The organism is Bacillus sp. B1(2022), from assembly GCF_040259625.1.
Classification (GTDB): Bacteria; Bacillota; Bacilli; order Bacillales; family Bacillaceae; genus Bacillus; species Bacillus velezensis.
Genome location: NZ_JANIFO010000004.1, coordinates 325,754 through 342,165, shown reverse-complemented (window position 1 = coordinate 342,165; position 16,412 = coordinate 325,754). Strand labels below are relative to the sequence as shown.

Genomic DNA, 16,412 nt, shown 5'->3' with positions numbered 1-16,412 from the left:
GGGTTTTTAAACAATTTATGCTTTTGTTACGTTAGCAGCTTGTGGTCCGCGGTTTCCTTCAACGATTTCGAAAGAAACAGATTGGCCTTCTTCTAAAGTTTTGAAGCCTTCGCCTTGAATAGCAGAGAAGTGAACGAATACATCGTCTTGACCTTCTACTTCGATGAATCCGAATCCTTTTTCAGAGTTGAACCATTTTACTTTACCTTCTAACATGAAATTTCCTCCTAAAGCGACATAACGCTTAAATTCACTATTCTTGCTCTAAAACAAACTTCCAAGACGAAAACTCTTACAAAACTTTCTTCTTAAAGATAGTTCGAACAAAAATAATTACCTTTACTCTACCAGTAATTCGAAGAAAAAACAACTGCTAAATGTAACTTTTTTCGAAATAACATGTTTTAAGAGGGGAACGCTCGGATACGGAAATCAGATTTGAGACTAGAACAGCCCATTTTCAGCTGATAAAAACCGCTTTGCAGCCTCTTAAGGAAGCAATTGACAACCCTTTTTTTAATCGGTATTGTATGTAATCATGAGCCCGAATACCATGGTGCAGCCTCTGTACATAAAAATAGATAGGGAGTAGGTCAACTTGAACCTGCGGCTTATAAACAGTCTGTTTCTTTTCATTTTGATCATGTCACTTACTTCATGTCATTATCCTGACGGGAACCGGACAATTACTATCGGAATCAATGAATCCTGATCAATCGATCTGGGAGTTTGTCGCGAAAAAAGCCGGTGAGGAAGGATTGCAGCTCTCTTTGGTAACGTTTTCGGATTATGCCGAGGCCGATTTGGCGCTTGCCGGCGGGGATCTCGACGCCAATGCGTTTCAATCCGTTTCTTATTTTCAATCTTTGCCGCCTCATGTGAAAAAGAAGCTGGCTCCTTTAGGAACGACGTATGCGGCATCGCTGGGGGTGTATTCCAAGCAACATAAACGGCTGAAGGATATACCGGACGGAGCGGTCATTGCCGTGCCTGGTGAAGCGGCGGCCTTCGGCAGGGCGCTTTTTCTCATGCAGGAGGCCGGACTGATGACATTGAAAAAGGGATTCACCGGTACGGGTTCAACTGATATGATCAAGGACAACCCGAAGCATCTGACCTTAAAAACGGAAACAAAAAAGAACGCCTATCAGGCGGCGGAACATGCTGACGCAGCAGTTCTCAGTCAAAGCGAGGCGAAAAGAGCAGGATTTCATGCGGAGAAGGACGCGCTGATCCGATCGGCGCAAATGAAGGAAGCGTATATTCATCTGATCGCCTCAGGGCTGAGGATAAAGATGATGAACGGATGCAAAAACTCCTGTCTTTGTATCAATCAGATGATACCGCGGCGTTTATTGAAAAAGAATATGAGGGCAGCCTGATTCCTGTTTTCCTGAGGGGCGGCTTTCTCACTGAAAAGAAAGAATGATTTCCTCTTCGGGCGATCATTCTTTTTTTTCAGTGCTGCACACTTGATTGCGCCCTGATGTTTTCGCTTTGTACAGCATCCGGTCCGCGATCAGGGGCAATGTCTGAGGGTCCGATGTATTTGTCGGATAATGCGCGATGCCGAGGGAAACGGTCACGGGAATTGTATCTCCGCTCGTCAGCAGAATCGGGTTCGCGTCAATCGTGTGCCTGATTTCTTCTGCGAGGTGAAGCCCTTTTGTATACGTGCAATTGGGCATAAGCACGGCAAATTCTTCCCCGCCGATGCGGGCTGACGGATCAGAACTGCTGAGTAAGAGCCTCAGGCGCGCCCCCAGTTCCTTCAGCACTTGGTCCCCTTCATAATGGCCGTATTGATCATTGATCTGCTTAAAGTGATCAATATCCAAATAAATAAGCGCGAGCTGAGACGAGGGGGATTGAGACGCCCGATCGTACAGAACGCGCGAGACTTCCTCGAATTTTCTCTTATTAAAAATCCCCGTCAGAAAATCATAATTCGCTTGAAACTTGTATTGCTTGAACAAAAGGCGGGCATCGGCTTCGTGTTTAATGATATACAGCGACAGCATTCCGCCCAAGGTAGAAATGAGCCAAAAATAAACGAGGGCCCCGGCAGGCTGTTCAGGCATAAGTAACAGCAGCGTCAGGGTGATAATAACATTTGAAAAGAGCAGCATAACGAACGCATTTTTGTGATTCGGCTTTTTTCCTCTGAATACTGCCACAGAAAGTATCGCAATCATGCCGACTGCGGCGATAGAATAAATGGCGCTGGCATTGAAATTGATCAGGATACGGCCTGCCACGATAATGATAAAGGCAGCTGCTGTAGACACCCAGCCCCCGTAAAGAGCGGCGATGATAATGGGGATATTTCTGAGATCAATGATGGAATCGGAGTAAGAAAAGCCGAAAGCAATCAGAAAAACCCCTAAAAGCCCGCAAACCGCCCCCTTCAGTAATTGAAACATCGGACGGTCTTCTTTATGTGAAAGCGACTCTTTAAAAAGAACGGTGAAGAGATAATTAAATGTGATTAAAATCGTCAAATTAAGAAACAGTTCCTTCAGCATAACAATCACCCTTATATAAGTTACTAAAGAAAGGATGGAAAGAAAAGAGAAAAATCATTAAAAATACATATATTGTCAATTCTTACTTGACCGATCGGAATTGATGTAATATAGTGTTTAAGGATAATGAGCAAGGGAGTGTTTACCTGTTTTGGAGAATTTATTTGTAATCTTACATGTTTTTATTTTGTTTTTGTTTATAGCAGGTCTGTTTGTTATGCAAAAAAAACACGTTTCCTTTTCTAAACGTGTCTTTACCGCGCTCGGATTAGGCATTGTATTCGGTTTTGCGCTGCAATTGATTTACGGGCCGGCCTCACATGTCGTGACACAAACGGCCGATTGGTTTAATATCGTCGGCGGCGGTTATGTCAAGTTGCTTCAGATGATCGTCATGCCGCTAGTCTTTATTTCTATTCTCGGCGCATTTACGAAGCTTAAACTGACCCATAACATCGGGAAAATCAGCGGTCTGATCATCGGAATTTTGATCGCTACGACAGCAATTGCCGCGGCAGTCGGAATTGTTTCGGCGCTTTCCTTTGATCTGAAAGCCGTTCATATCGACCAGGGGAGCACTGAGTTATCAAGGGGTCAGGAGCTGCAGCAAAAATCTGAGGATATGACGGCCAAAACGCTGCCTCAGCAAATCGTTGAGCTTCTGCCGGGGAATCCGTTTCTTGATTTCACGGGAGCCAGACCGACTTCCACCATCGGAGTCGTTATTTTCGCCGCTTTCCTCGGCATCGCTTTTCTGGGCGTGAAACGGAAGCAGCCGGAGCACGCAGCGACATTCAGCGGAATTGTCGATGCGGTTTACGCGATTATTATGCGCGTCGTGACATTAATTTTAAGACTGACGCCTTACGGGGTATTGGCGATTATGACCAAAACGATCGCGACAAGCGACATCGACAGCATTGCGAAACTGGGGATGTTTGTGATCGCTTCATACGCCGCGCTTATCGCCATGTTTATCATTCACTTGCTGCTGATCACGTTCAGCGGTTTAAATCCGATCACATACGTGAAAAAAGCATTTCCGGTTATGGTGTTTGCGTTTACGTCCCGTTCAAGCGCAGGGGCTTTGCCGCTCAATATTAAAACACAAAAAAGCATGGGCGTACCGGAAGGCATTGCGAACTTCGCCGGTTCATTCGGCTTATCAATCGGTCAAAACGGCTGTGCCGGTATTTATCCGGCGATGCTCGCGATGATGATTGCGCCGACAGTAGGACAAAACCCGTTTGAACCGGGATTTATCATTTCCGTCATCGCCATCGTGGCAATCAGTTCATTTGGTGTAGCAGGCGTGGGAGGCGGCGCGACATTTGCGGCTCTGCTCGTCCTATCCGCTTTGAACATGCCTGTCGCGCTTGCCGGACTGCTCATTTCAATTGAGCCGTTAATTGACATGGGGCGCACCGCCTTAAATGTCAGTGGCAGTATGACCGCAGGGCTGTTAACAAGTAAAATGACGAAGGAAACCGATACCGCGGTGTACAATGATTCCTCAATCGTTATTGAAGCTGAAGAAGCTTAACAAAAAAGCAGATCAATGGTTCATTCTCTTATAGAAAAATATGAGATAGAGCGCTAAAACGAAAAAATCCTTCATCGTTGAACGAATGAAGGATTTTTTCGTTTCTAATGATTTCCGGGTTCAATTTCTTCCAGCATATTCATCACGGTGCTGTCATTTAAAACATTAACCGCGCTTTCTTCGAAGTGAATCGGCTCGGTATAGTGAGGCTTCGGCGAAGTTTCTTTTGTGCGGTCTGCCTGTCTGTCCGTATGGGATGAGCCGGAGTGATTGCGGGAAGTCTGCTCATGCTGCTGTCCGCCGGATTCCCCGCCGAACGCCTGTTGAATCAGGTCAGCAGGCTGCATGGAGTGTGTGCCATCTTTATGCTGCATTCTGCCTGAAACCATTCCGGAGATTTTCCGGCGGATTTCGGGTGATAAAGCTGCAATCAGAATCGATGATCCGATCAGCAGCGCTGACGGGCTGACGCCGCTTTTTTTTCTGAACAAGTTAAATCCCTCCTCATTCAATTGATTACGCTTACCTTTCCCTTTCCTTCTGATATTTATCCAAACCGCTCAGAATGCAAACGGCGTGCATAAATCCCGCCGAATAGAAAAACCTATACGTAAAGTGAGAAAGGAGGAATTCACATGATAAAAAAGCAAGCAGTTATCTCTGCCCTTCTTCTGCCGATGCTGATTACCGCAGGGTGCAGTATGGGGAACCAAGGAGAAGGAAAACGAAATGACAACCGCACCCAGAATGTAAATTACCGCAACACGCCTAACGACGGTGCGACAAATATGAATACAGTGAACCGTCATAACCAAAATACCGATCACAATGACAATCGTAACCTGAGAGTGGCTGATAAAGCCGCCGACAAGGTGACTGATTTAAAAGAGGTTAAAAATGCGACTGTGATCGTTGCCGGAAACAGCGCTTATGTAGCCGTTGTTCTGACAAACGGACAAAAAGGCGCCATCGCCAACCATTTAAAAAATAAGATTACCGATAAGGTGAAATCAGCCGATAAACATGTCCGGACTGTATATGTATCAGCGAACCCGGACTTCGTTGAACGTATGCAAGGCTACGGAAAACGAATCCAAAACGGACATCCTGTATCCGGTCTGTTTGATGAGTTCGGCCAAATGGTGCAGCGTGTATTCCCAAACCCCAATAAATAAATGAATGGAAAAGCCGCATTTGCTGCGGCTTTTTTATTTTATCTGCCGTCACGACCCAGCGCTCCTGAGCATAAAGTAAAGAATGAGATGAAAATGAAAGGATCGGGGAGGGGAGCTTGTTTGCGTGACGGCATGGGGAAACGGGCGGCATTCACTCTGATCCTGTGCGGAGTCCTTGTCATATTGGCTGTCAGTTCAGCCGTTTCAGTAAGTATGATGTACGTCCTGTCAGGCCAAAACAGCCGCTCTGTTCCGACGAAGGAACAAGTGACTGAACACATGAATAAAGAAATTTACAAACATACAGCGATTTACTATACGGCGGATGAAAAGCCGCTCTTGGATCTGACCAAGCTTACGCTGGACCACGCAAAGCGTATCAATCAAATCATTGTCGGCTATAAAGGTGCAGCGCCGCTTGAACTCATTTTCTTTTCGGATGAAGCTGAAATGGAGCAATATTCAGGATTGAAAAATGTAGTCGGTTTTTATTCAGAACAGGAGCAGATGATGGGGCTTTTGCCTGAAGAGAAAAAACAGCTTTTGAAAAAAGATGAGCTGGCCGTTTTCATGTATAAGCAATTGATTATACATGAATATACACACTACGCGTTTCATCAAAAAACGCGGCAATTGGGGACGGATACGTCTGTATTTCCGCTTTGGTTTCATGAGGGGCTGAGCGAGTGGGTCGCGCATTATGATGTAGTCATTGATCCGATTGCATTTTCCGTCGTGCCGTTTGATCAATTAACGACCGACCGAAAATGGCAGAAATCGCGTATGGAATATGAAACGGATGTCTATTTGCAAAGCTTCTATATGATAAAGGACTTAACCGAAACATTCGGAGAAGGCATTATCTTAACCATTATCAACAAAACCGCCGAAACACAGGATTTTGAAAAAGGCTTTGAAGCAGCTACGAAAGAAAGCCTGAAACAATTTGAACATGATTTCATAAAAGCATATGAAAAAAAGAAAACGGCATTGGAGAGTCAGGTTTCCAACGCCGTTTTTTAATCAATGGAGGTTTTGCTGCTGCTGTCCCATTTGTCCTTTAATCGGAGGCATTTGCGGCTGTCCCTGGGCCGGTGCAAATGAATTCAGCATGGTCTGCATATCTTGTGCATTGAGCTGAGGAACCTGATAATAACCGTGTTTGTTTTGGTATAAGAAGATTTCAAACGCCATTTCGACATATTGCTGAATTTGGGCGGAGAGCACTCTTCTAGTGACGGGATTGGTCATTTCAAGCGAGCTCATCGTCAAGAGAGAAGCTTGCGCTTTAATCAGGCCGAGCATATGGCCGCTGATCCCGAGATCTTTGACATCATTTAATGATTGATTCGGTTTTTTCGGCTGAGTCGGTTTTATACCGTAGACGGCCTGGTTCTGTTCCTTCATCATATATGTCGACGTTTCCTGAGAAGGCTTTTGGCCGGTCTTAAAGCATTCTGCCGTCAGATTATAGAGTCCGAGAATGAATTGATACTGGCGGTCAAGGATGTCGGCCAGCTGCTGATCCTGTATAAACTGTCTGAGCATCATAAATTGATCCAAAACGCCGACTGTTCCGGCCAGCACTTCATGCATATCGAAAAGCTCATGTCCTCCGTGATTCACTTGCGGTGAACCCGGAATCCCCTGATTTACTGGCTGCTGCTGATTCTGCTGCTGTTCCACTGGTTGTTTTCCTCCTTCATGTCAAATCATCATTAAGATGTGAAAAAAGCCGATCCGTTATACATCAAGTCCTGTTTCGTTACGTGGGGATTATTTACTATTTTGCGCCAGTGAAGACAATCTTTACAAAAAAGTGATGTGATTTTAAAGAAAATAAGCTAACGTATTTCTTAGAAGACAGGGGGGAAATAAATGAAGAAAAAAAGGGGTATGCGTCTTACGTGCTGTTTGCTGACGGTTTGTTTTTTGATGTTCAGCGTGAAAGATGCGGAAGCAATCGGACAAGCAGGATCACTGAATGAAGCTGGAATGGATAAAGCGTATAAAGAACAGCAGACAGAAGACTCCGGCCGTGTCCCGCTCAGAATCATCAGCATGAATGATCTGCACGGAAAAATTGATCAGCAATATGAGCTTGACCTTAACGGAGACGGTAAACCGGATGGCACGTTCGGGCGGATGGACTACGCCGCAGCGTACATTAAAAAGGCGAAAGCCGAGAAAGAACACGCCTTTGTCGTGCATGCGGGCGATATGATCGGGGGCAGCTCTCCCGTGTCAGCCCTTTTTCAGGATGAACCGACAGTAGAATTGATGGAAGACATCGGTTTTGATGTCGGAACTGTCGGCAATCACGAATTCGATGAAGGAACGAATGAGCTTAAACGGATCATCAATGGAGGAGATCATCCGGACGGTAAGGGGACAAGCGGTTATGACGGCCAAAATTTCCCGCTCGTCTGCGCCAACTGTAAACTGAAGTCAGGGGAGTCCTTTCTGCCGCCGTATGAAATTAAATACGTTTCCGGAATTCCGGTCGCATTTATCGGGGTTGTAACCAGATCGGCGGCAGGCATGGTCATCCCGGACGGAATTAAAGATATTACGTTTACGGATGAGGTAAAGGCCGTCAATGACGCCGCCGCTGACCTGAAGAAAAAAGGAATTAAAGCAATCGCCGTGCTCGCCCATATGTCTGCTGAACAAAATGGCTCAGCAATCACGGGAGAATCCGCAAAGCTTGCAAGCGGAACAGACTCAGAGATTGATGTGATTTTCGCCGCGCACAATCATAAAGTCGTAAACGGAGAAATCGACGGCAAGCTGATCGTGCAGGCATTTGAATACGGAAAAGCAATCGGAATCGCCGATCTTGAACTTGATAAAGAGTCGAAGGATATCGTGAAAAAATCAGCGGAAATCCAATATATCGATCAAAGTAAAATCAAGCCTGACCCGGCTGCGGCAGGCATATTAAGCAAATATGAAGAGAAAGTGAAACCGATTATCAGCGAAGCGGTCGGGGAAGCGGCCCATGATATAAAGGGCGGGTATTCAAATGACGGCGACACGGCGCTCGGAAATCTGATTGCCGACGGTATGAAAGCGAAGATGAAATCCGATTTTGCGCTTATGAATGGGGGAGGCATCCGGGACGGCTTAAAAAAAGGGCCGATCACATGGGGAGACCTTTATAATGTACAGCCGTTCGGCAATGTGCTGACGAAGCTTGAAATCAAAGGAAAAGATTTGCGGGAGATCATTAACGCGCAAATTTCTCCGGTGTACGGTCCGGATTACAGCATCAGCGGATTTTCCTATACATGGAACCCGGAAACCGGACAAGCGGTTGAAATGAAAATGGCGGACGGGACAGACATACAGCCCGAAAAAGGATATACAGTAACAGTCAATCAATTTATGGCGACGGCAGCGGGGGCAAAATACGGTCCGATCGGGAAACTCGGCAAGAATCCGGTGACGGGGCCTGAGGATTTGGAAGCGACAGTAGACTATGTCAAAAGCTTTTCCGCACCGATTTCTTATCAAACCGACGGCCGCATCCGCACGGCATCAGCCGCCGAAACACCTGATGACACCGGCAATCAGCCGGGAAGCGGGGAAACACCGGGCGGCACCAGGCCTGATAAAGGAGAAAAACCGCAAGCGGATAAACCCGCTAAAAAACCGGATGCAGCAGAACAGCCTGATCAAACCAAAAAACCTGAACGTCCTGTCGTAAAAGAAACAGCATCTGATACAGTGCAGTCAATTCCCGAATCCCGTCCGGCGTCTGCCGCAAATTCGGAACAAAGCACAAATCAGACTGAAAGCGGCACACAAAAAGGCCGCCCATTGCCTGATACTTCAGCGGGCAGCCATCAGACGGCATTGGCCGGCCTGGTGATCACGGGTGCCGGCGTATATTGGCTTTTCAGAAAGAAAAGGGGAACCCGCACACGATGAACAAACTGAAACATATTCCGCTTCTCGTCATCATCGTCGGTATCATCATCACATGTTACGGAAGCTGGAAGATCATTGATTCACATATGAAAACGAACCATTCGCTTGAAGAAGCAAAAAAAGCAACAGAACCTGTCTTGGAAAAGAACGAAACAAAAAGCGCTGTGCTGACACAGCGCAAAAAAGAATTTCACCCCGAAACGGGTGAGGCAAGCGGCATTTTAGAAATCCCTGAAATCGACGCTGAGCTCCCGATCGTGGAAGGGACTGACGCAGATGATTTAGCAAAAGGCGTCGGACATTATAAGGACAGCTATTATCCGGGCGATCACGGCCAAATTGTGTTATCCGGCCACAGGGACACGGTGTTCCGCCGGACCGGCGAATTGAAAAAAGGAGACAGACTGAACGTGATTTTGTCTTACGGCACGTTTTCTTATAAAATCAGCCGTACAAAAATCGTCAGCCGGGATGATACATCTGTCATCACCCTTCAGCACAAGCGGGAGGAACTGATCCTGACCACTTGCTATCCATTTTCTTACATTGGAAATGCGCCGAAACGATATATTATATATGCCGACCCGGTTTAAGAAAAATACGTTTCGGTAAAATGAGCCAGATCAGCCGGCATCGGCGCCTCGGCAACGATTTCTTCTCCTGAGATCGGATGGACGACACTGACTTTTTTTGCGTGAAGCGCCTGCCTGTGAAACAGCGTCCTGCTTCCGCCGTACAGGTCATCGCCCGCCAACGGATGGCCGATGCTTGCCATATGCACCCTGATTTGATGTGTTCTCCCGGTTTCCAGTTCAAGCTCTGCCAATGTAAGCTGCGCACCGGGATGATAGCCTTTCACTTTGTAATGGGTGACGGCAGCTTGTCCGCCGGGTGAGACGCGCCGTCTGACCGAATGTGACCTGTCGCGGCCGATCGGCGAGTCAACCGTGCCTTTTTTAGGCGTGACTTTTCCTTCCGCCGCGGCGATATAGGTGCGTTTTAATGTTTTGGTTTCGAGCTGACGGTCAAGGATTGCATGGGCCAGGCGGTGTTTCGCGAAAACGACCGCGCCTGACGTGTCACGGTCAAGACGGTGAACGTGGCGCACTTTCGCCTGCTCGCCGTTGATTTGAAAATGGTAAGCGATCAGGTTGCTGAGGGTGCCGGTCTGACCCTCTTCATTTGGATGAGTCGGCATTCCCGCCGGCTTATTTGCAATCAGCATATGATTGTCCTCAAATAAAATGTCCGGCTCTCCGTATTCCGGAGTCACCGAAGAACCCGTTTTTTCCTGAAGATCAATGAATAAGCGATCTCCGGTTTTCAGTATGATGTTGTTTTTCGGGGATGTTCGATTCACCTGAATGCTTTCTTGGTTCATCCATTCCGTAATTACGGGTTTTGACGCCTGGAATTCAGATTTCAGGACTGAAAACAGCCATTGTCCGGCGTGCTTTTCCGTAATCAGGAGTTCCAGACCGCGGTCATTTTGTTTCATATCATAAAGCTCCTTTTCAAGCGGAAAGCGGCTGTTTCAATAGGAAACACTTACCTTAGCTTTCGCGTTTTTTTCTATGCTATTCTTGATAAAGATTAAGGATATTCACATGGCAAGAAAGGTGATTGATGTGAGAATTGTGAACGCAGCGACTGACGGACAAGAAAGCGCGATACAAGAGCTTTCCTCTGAATTGTTTCAAAATGTCTTTCCTCTTTATTTCTCCGAACTGGAAATTCAGCGCTTTAAAAAAAGGGGCGTATTATCATTACAAAACCAACGTTACCAAGGAACTTTAAAAGAAGCGTTTCAAATTATGGCTTGTCTGCAAACGGTACATATCATGCTGTCAAAGCCGCACCCGGTATATGATGTCAAAGAGCGGGCGCTGTTTGATAAAAATTGCGCTTTGCTGAATGAATGCGGAATGAATTTTCCCTTTACCTATGATGATTTCGAGACAGGGGCCGGATCAGAAGCCTGCAGTCACAGAAGGCTGATCTGACGGGTATAAAGAGCCTTTTGACAGGCTCTTTTTTGCTTCCTTGACATGATACCACAATTTCTTTCCTCTAACTCCCTTTATAATGAGACAAATCCCCGAGCATAATAAATATCGAAAGGGGTGCTTTACAATGAGTTCAATCAAACAATCAATGACTACCCACGTGGCTACCGTTTCTCCCAATCAAACGATTCAGGAAGCGGCTGCGCTGATGCACCAGCATAATGTCGGAGCAATTCCCGTCGTTGACGGAGGGGAATTAAAAGGAATGCTGACAGACCGTGATATCGCATTGAGAACAACGGCTCAAGGCCGCGACGGCCAAACACCTGTTTCACACGTGATGTCTTCTGCAGTTGTATCCGGAAACCCGGAAATGAGTCTTGAAGAGGCGTCACATCTGATGGCCCAACACCAAATCCGCCGCCTTCCCATTGTCGATCAAAATCATCTGGTCGGGATCGTTGCGCTTGGAGACTTAGCGGTTGATCAGCGTTCAAATGAGTCTGCGGGAGCGGCTCTTTCCAATATTTCCAGTCAAAACACACAGTAACGGATGAAGAGAGCTTGCACTTATGCAGGCTCTTCTTTCCGTCAGAATGTTACATTTTGAACGCGAAAGAAATTCACGGTATAGTGTATACATAGGTCAGTACGTTTAACTAAAGGAGCTGTAACCATTGATAAAAGCATTAATCTTTGATTTTGACGGGTTAATTTTAGATACAGAAACCCATGAATATGAAGTGCTGCAGGAAATGTTTGAAGAACACGGTTCAACATTGCCTTTATCCGTCTGGGGAAAGGTGATCGGAACGGCCGCGGGGTTTAAGCCGTTCGCATATTTAGAGGAGCAGCTGGGAAGAAAGCTCGATCATGATGAACTGACGGCGATCAGGCGCGGGCGCTTCGAACAGCGGATGAAGACGGAAACGGCGCGCCCCGGGGTGGAAGCTTATTTAGCCGCGGCAAAAGAATTAGGATTGAAGGTGGGGCTCGCGTCCAGCTCAGATTTCAAATGGGTATCGGGCCATCTGAAGGAATTAGGCCTGTTTGATGAATTTGAAGTGATTCAGACGGCTGACGACGTAGAAGAAGTGAAGCCGAATCCGGAGCTCTATCTGAAAGCTGCGGAACATTTAGGCGTTGAACCATCTGAATGTCTGGCCTTTGAGGATTCGGTCAACGGCTCTATCGCAGCCAAACGGGCCGGCATGAAATGTGTCATCGTGCCGAATAAGGTAACAAGCGCCCTGTTATTTGAAGAATACGATCACAGACTGGAATCGATGGCGGAAATGGAACTTGAATTACTCTTACAGCGATTGAACGATCAAAACGAACCGGCAGGGGGAAGCAGCATTGTCTGAGAAACTTGATCTGACCCGTTTTGAAAAGAAAATGGTCATACGGAATATGGAAGAGAAAGATATTAACAAAATTATTGAACTGCAAAAGGATTGTTTTCCGGGGATGGAGCCGTGGGAGCCTGAGCATTTAATCAGCCATCTCGCGCACTTTCCGGAAGGTCAGTTTTGCGCCGAGTATGAAGGGGAAATTATCGGTTCATGCTCAAGCCTGATCATCAATTTCGATGAATATGATGACCGCCACACGTGGCAGGACATTACAGACGACGGTTATATCACGAACCACAACCCGGACGGATTGAATCTGTACGGGATTGAGGTAATGGTTCACCCGGAATACAGACGGATGAAGATCGGACACCGGCTGTATGAGGCGAGAAAAGACTTGGCGAGACGATTGAATCTGAAAAGCATCATTATCGGCGGGCGGATTCCGAATTATCATAAGTATGCGGAAGAAATGACGGCGAGAGCTTATGTCGAACAGGTGACGCGCCATCAGATTTATGATCCGGTGCTTTCTTTCCAGCTGATGAACGGATTTACGCTCATGCGGATCAATCCGAATTATCTCCCGGATGACACCGCGTCCATTAAATATGCGACATTAATGCAATGGAACAATGTCGATTACCTGCCGCAATCGAAGCGCTATTACAAATCGGCATTTCCGGTGCGCATCTGCGTCATTCAATATGAAATGAAAAAGATTTACTCCTTCGAGGAATTTGCCAATCAGGTTGAATATTATGTCGATGTGGCTTCCGATGCGAGATCTGATTTCGCGGTGTTCCCGGAGATTTTCACGACGCAGCTCATGTCTTTCCTCGAGGAGCGTTCTCCGAGTCTGGCCATTCAGAGGATTACCGAATATACCGAGGACTATATCAGCCTCTTTACAGATCTCGCGGTGAAATATAATGTCAACATCATCGGCGGCTCCCACTTCGTTGAAGAAGAGGGGAAAATTTATAACATCGCCTACTTATTCAGACGTGACGGCACGATTGAAAAACAATATAAGCTTCACATTACGCCGAATGAGCGGAAATGGTGGGGCATCAGCGCCGGAGACAGGGTGCGCGTATTTGATACGGACTGCGGAAAGATCGCCATTCAGATCTGTTACGATATTGAATTTCCGGAGCTTGCGAGAATTGCCGCGGATCAAGGGGCGAAAATTATCTTTACGCCGTTCTGCACTGAAGACCGCCAAGGCTACTTGCGCGTAAGGTACTGCTCTCAGGCGCGAGCGGTTGAAAACCAAATTTACACCGTCATCTCAGGTACGGTCGGAAACCTGCCGCAAACAGAAAATATGGATATTCAATACGCGCAGTCAGCCATTTTTGCTCCGTCTGATTTTGAATTTGCCAGAGACGGAATCGTCGGTGAAACGAATCCGAATATCGAAATGGTCGTGATCGGGGACGTGGACCTTGAAATATTAAGAAGGCAGCGTGAAAACGGAACCGTGCGCCAGCTGAAAGACCGGCGCAAAGATATTTACCGGATTACGCATCTGAAATAAAAAAAACGCCCGCTCCGCTTAAGGGGCGGGTTTTTTTATAAAAACACTTGCACCGGCCCCGGTTTCGGGATATGCTCTTGTAGCCCTTTCGCTTTCTGGGAGAAAGCGTTTTTTTAATTGCCGCCGCTTTATTGACTCGCCCATGCCGCGCCTTTATATTCTTATTAAGAGGAAAACTTCACCAAGAGAATCGGCGTCAGAAGCCGGGCAGCTTTCGATACAGTGCAATGATATTGAAAGGGAGATGAGCGGTGTGGAACATGTACAAAAAAATCAGTCACTCAAACAAAAGGATAAAGAGCTGATTTGGCACGCGATGAAAGGGGCGGAGCCGGATGACAGCATAATCGTCCAAAAAGGGGAAGGCGCCTGGGTTACGGACATTGACGGCAGACGGTATTTGGACGGCATGTCAGGCCTGTGGTGCGTCAATATCGGATACGGGAGAAAGGAACTTGCCGATGCGGCTTACAGTCAATTGAAGGAGCTTCCTTATTATCCGCTGACCCAAAGCCATCAACCCGCGATTGAGCTTGCGGAAAAACTGAATGAATGGCTCGGCGGCGATTATGTAATCTTCTTTTCCAACAGCGGATCGGAAGCAAATGAAACCGCGTTCAAAATTGCCCGCCAATACCACATTGAAAACGGCGATCACAGCCGCTTCAAATTCATCTCCCGGTACAGAGGCTATCACGGCAATACGATGGGGGCGCTCGCCGCTACCGGCCAGGCGCAGAGAAAGTATAAATATGAGCCGCTCTCACAAGGTTTTTTGCACGCGGCGCCGCCTGATCTTTATCGGAATCCCGGCGATGCCGTCACATTGGAAAGCGCGCATGAAATCGACCGGATCATGACGTGGGAGTTAAGCGAAACGATTGCCGGCGTTATTATGGAACCGATTATTACAGGCGGAGGGATACTGATGCCCCCGGACGGGTATATGGCAAAGGTAGAGGACATTTGCCGCCGCCACGGCGCGCTTCTGATCAGTGATGAAGTCATTTGCGGTTTCGGCCGCACGGGAGAGCCGTTCGGATTTCAGCATTACGGCGTTTCACCGGACATCGTCACAATGGCAAAAGGCATTACGAGCGCTTATCTGCCGCTGTCGGCAACGGCAGTAAAACGGGAGATTTTTGAGGCGTATTCGGGCGGTGAGCCGTACGGCCGCTTCCGGCACGTGAATACATTCGGAGGCAATCCGGCAGCCTGCGCCCTGGCTTTGAAAAACCTGCAATTGATGGAGGACGAAAATCTGATCGCCCGCTCCCGGGAGCTTGGAGAAAGGCTGCTCCGTGAGCTTGAGCCGCTCAGAGAACATCCGGCGGTCGGAGATGTACGGGGCAAGGGCCTTCTTGCCGGCATTGAGCTCGTCAAGGACAAAATCACGAAGGAACCCGCTGATGCCGCCCTTGTGCAGCACGTCATCACCGTGTGCAGAGAAAAAGGCCTGCTTGTCGGGAAAAATGGCGATACTGTAGCGGGATATAATAATGTCATTCAGCTGTCTCCGCCTTTTTGCCTGTCGGACGAGGAGCTCTCTTTCATCATTTCGACCGTCAAGGAAAGCGTGCTGAGCATTGATTTTTAATGTAAAGGAGTAAAACATGAGTTTTCACAACCAGCAGATTCTACCGGCAATCCGGAACATGAAGCAATTCGATGCATTTTTAGAAAGTCCGTTCTTATACGGCGTCATTTTAGATATCCACCTCGGTCAATTAAAAGGTGTCGTGAATGAAGCGAAAAAACACGGAAAACTTCTGATGGTTCACGTCGATCTAATCCACGGCATTAAGCATGATGAATACGGTGCGGAGTTCATTTGCCAGGATATCCGGCCCGCGGGCATCATTTCGACGAGATCATCAGTCATCGTCAAAGCGAAACAAAAGAAAATATACGCGATCCAGCGTCTGTTTCTCTTAGATACGAGCGCCATGGAGAAAAGCATGGAATTCGTCGGGAAGCATAAGCCTGACTTTATCGAGGTTCTCCCGGGCATCGTTCCGACTTTAATCAGAGAAATTAAAGAAATGACGGGGATTCCGATTTTTGCCGGCGGCTTCATCCGCACGGAGCAGGACGTTGAAAACGCCTTGCAGGCAGGAGCCACGGCCGTGACGACTTCAGACACCGACCTATGGGCTAAATATGAACATTCTATGACAAAAAAAGATTGACACCGCTTACACCCATTGTTACAATAGACCTAGGTTAATACTATGTGATGGAGACCCGGAGACCCACAACAGCTCTTTACGGAAGCAATAAAGCGTAAAGCGGTTTGTTGTGGGTTTTTTATTCTCTATAACTCTGTCAAACC

General features: G+C 47.2%; 16 protein-coding genes and 1 pseudogene. 12 read left to right on the top strand and 5 right to left on the bottom strand.

Annotated elements, in window-relative coordinates; translation table 11 throughout:
• Positions 1-15: 15 nt before the first annotated feature.
• Entirely contained in the window at positions 16-216 is a 201-nt protein-coding gene (gene cspB, locus NQS30_RS10260; protein WP_003155376.1) for a cold shock-like protein CspB, read from the bottom strand.
• Positions 217-598: 382 nt separating this feature from the next.
• Between cspB and NQS30_RS10255 the strand changes: the two are divergent.
• Positions 599-1,429 (top strand): annotated as a pseudogene (locus NQS30_RS10255) (MetQ/NlpA family ABC transporter substrate-binding protein).
• A gap of 16 nt (positions 1,430-1,445) precedes the next feature.
• Here the strand turns inward: NQS30_RS10255 and NQS30_RS10250 are convergent.
• Complete coding sequence (locus NQS30_RS10250) at positions 1,446-2,525, bottom strand: GGDEF domain-containing protein (protein ID WP_025284473.1); 1,080 nt, start codon at positions 2,523-2,525, stop codon at positions 1,446-1,448.
• A 151-nt stretch (positions 2,526-2,676) separates the two neighbouring features.
• Between NQS30_RS10250 and NQS30_RS10245 the strand changes: the two genes are divergently transcribed.
• Entirely contained in the window at positions 2,677-4,068 is a 1,392-nt protein-coding gene (locus NQS30_RS10245) for an L-cystine transporter (RefSeq protein ID WP_218791538.1), read from the top strand.
• A gap of 104 nt (positions 4,069-4,172) precedes the next feature.
• On the opposite strand, the gene NQS30_RS10240 is transcribed toward NQS30_RS10245, so the two are convergent.
• Positions 4,173-4,559, bottom strand: coding sequence for a hypothetical protein (locus NQS30_RS10240; RefSeq protein WP_218791539.1), 387 nt, complete (start codon positions 4,557-4,559; stop codon positions 4,173-4,175).
• A gap of 144 nt (positions 4,560-4,703) precedes the next feature.
• On the opposite strand from NQS30_RS10240, the gene NQS30_RS10235 reads away from it, so the two are divergent.
• Positions 4,704-5,243, top strand: a complete 540-nt coding sequence (locus tag NQS30_RS10235) for a YhcN/YlaJ family sporulation lipoprotein (protein WP_003155362.1) — start codon at positions 4,704-4,706, stop codon at positions 5,241-5,243.
• 120 nt (positions 5,244-5,363) lie between these two features.
• On the top strand, positions 5,364-6,266 hold the full coding sequence (locus NQS30_RS10230; protein ID WP_014417278.1) for a hypothetical protein: 903 nt from the start codon (positions 5,364-5,366) through the stop codon (positions 6,264-6,266).
• Here the strand turns inward: NQS30_RS10230 and NQS30_RS10225 are convergent, their stop codons facing one another.
• Positions 6,267-6,929 carry a spore coat protein gene (locus tag NQS30_RS10225; RefSeq protein WP_015239464.1) on the bottom strand — a complete coding sequence of 221 codons (663 nt, stop codon included), beginning with the start codon at positions 6,927-6,929 and terminating at the stop codon, positions 6,267-6,269.
• Positions 6,930-7,121: 192 nt separating this feature from the next.
• On the opposite strand from NQS30_RS10225, the gene NQS30_RS10220 reads away from it, so the two are divergent.
• Entirely contained in the window at positions 7,122-9,176 is a 2,055-nt protein-coding gene (locus NQS30_RS10220; protein ID WP_069006980.1) for a 5'-nucleotidase C-terminal domain-containing protein, read from the top strand.
• Positions 9,173-9,769 carry a class D sortase gene (locus tag NQS30_RS10215; protein ID WP_012117161.1) on the top strand — a complete coding sequence of 199 codons (597 nt, stop codon included), beginning with the start codon at positions 9,173-9,175 and terminating at the stop codon, positions 9,767-9,769. Before NQS30_RS10220 ends, NQS30_RS10215 begins: the two co-directional genes overlap by 4 nt.
• Here the strand turns inward: NQS30_RS10215 and NQS30_RS10210 are convergent.
• On the bottom strand, positions 9,766-10,674 hold the full coding sequence (locus tag NQS30_RS10210) for an RluA family pseudouridine synthase (protein WP_007408447.1): 909 nt from the start codon (positions 10,672-10,674) through the stop codon (positions 9,766-9,768). The genes NQS30_RS10215 and NQS30_RS10210 overlap by 4 nt on opposite strands.
• Before the next feature lie 109 nt (positions 10,675-10,783).
• Between NQS30_RS10210 and NQS30_RS10205 the strand changes: the two genes are divergently transcribed.
• The 6 genes from NQS30_RS10205 to NQS30_RS10180 all read left to right on the top strand — a co-directional run bounded on the left by NQS30_RS10205 (position 10,784) and on the right by NQS30_RS10180 (position 16,269).
• Positions 10,784-11,179 carry a DUF5365 family protein gene (locus NQS30_RS10205; protein WP_015239467.1) on the top strand — a complete coding sequence of 132 codons (396 nt, stop codon included), beginning with the start codon at positions 10,784-10,786 and terminating at the stop codon, positions 11,177-11,179.
• A gap of 130 nt (positions 11,180-11,309) precedes the next feature.
• Positions 11,310-11,732 carry a CBS domain-containing protein gene (locus NQS30_RS10200; RefSeq protein ID WP_007408449.1) on the top strand — a complete coding sequence of 141 codons (423 nt, stop codon included), beginning with the start codon at positions 11,310-11,312 and terminating at the stop codon, positions 11,730-11,732.
• A gap of 127 nt (positions 11,733-11,859) precedes the next feature.
• Positions 11,860-12,549 (top strand): HAD family hydrolase, encoded by a 690-nt coding sequence (locus tag NQS30_RS10195; RefSeq protein ID WP_003155347.1) that lies wholly within the window; start codon positions 11,860-11,862, stop codon positions 12,547-12,549.
• On the top strand, positions 12,542-14,080 hold the full coding sequence (locus tag NQS30_RS10190; RefSeq protein WP_007408451.1) for a bifunctional GNAT family N-acetyltransferase/carbon-nitrogen hydrolase family protein: 1,539 nt from the start codon (positions 12,542-12,544) through the stop codon (positions 14,078-14,080). Before NQS30_RS10195 ends, NQS30_RS10190 begins: the two co-directional genes overlap by 8 nt.
• 244 nt (positions 14,081-14,324) lie before the next feature.
• Positions 14,325-15,677 carry an aspartate aminotransferase family protein gene (locus NQS30_RS10185; RefSeq protein ID WP_095352277.1) on the top strand — a complete coding sequence of 451 codons (1,353 nt, stop codon included), beginning with the start codon at positions 14,325-14,327 and terminating at the stop codon, positions 15,675-15,677.
• Positions 15,678-15,693: 16 nt separating this feature from the next.
• Positions 15,694-16,269: a glycerol-3-phosphate responsive antiterminator gene (locus tag NQS30_RS10180; protein WP_007409286.1), complete on the top strand. Its 576-nt coding sequence runs from the start codon at positions 15,694-15,696 to the stop codon at positions 16,267-16,269.
• Positions 16,270-16,412: the final 143 nt, after the last annotated feature.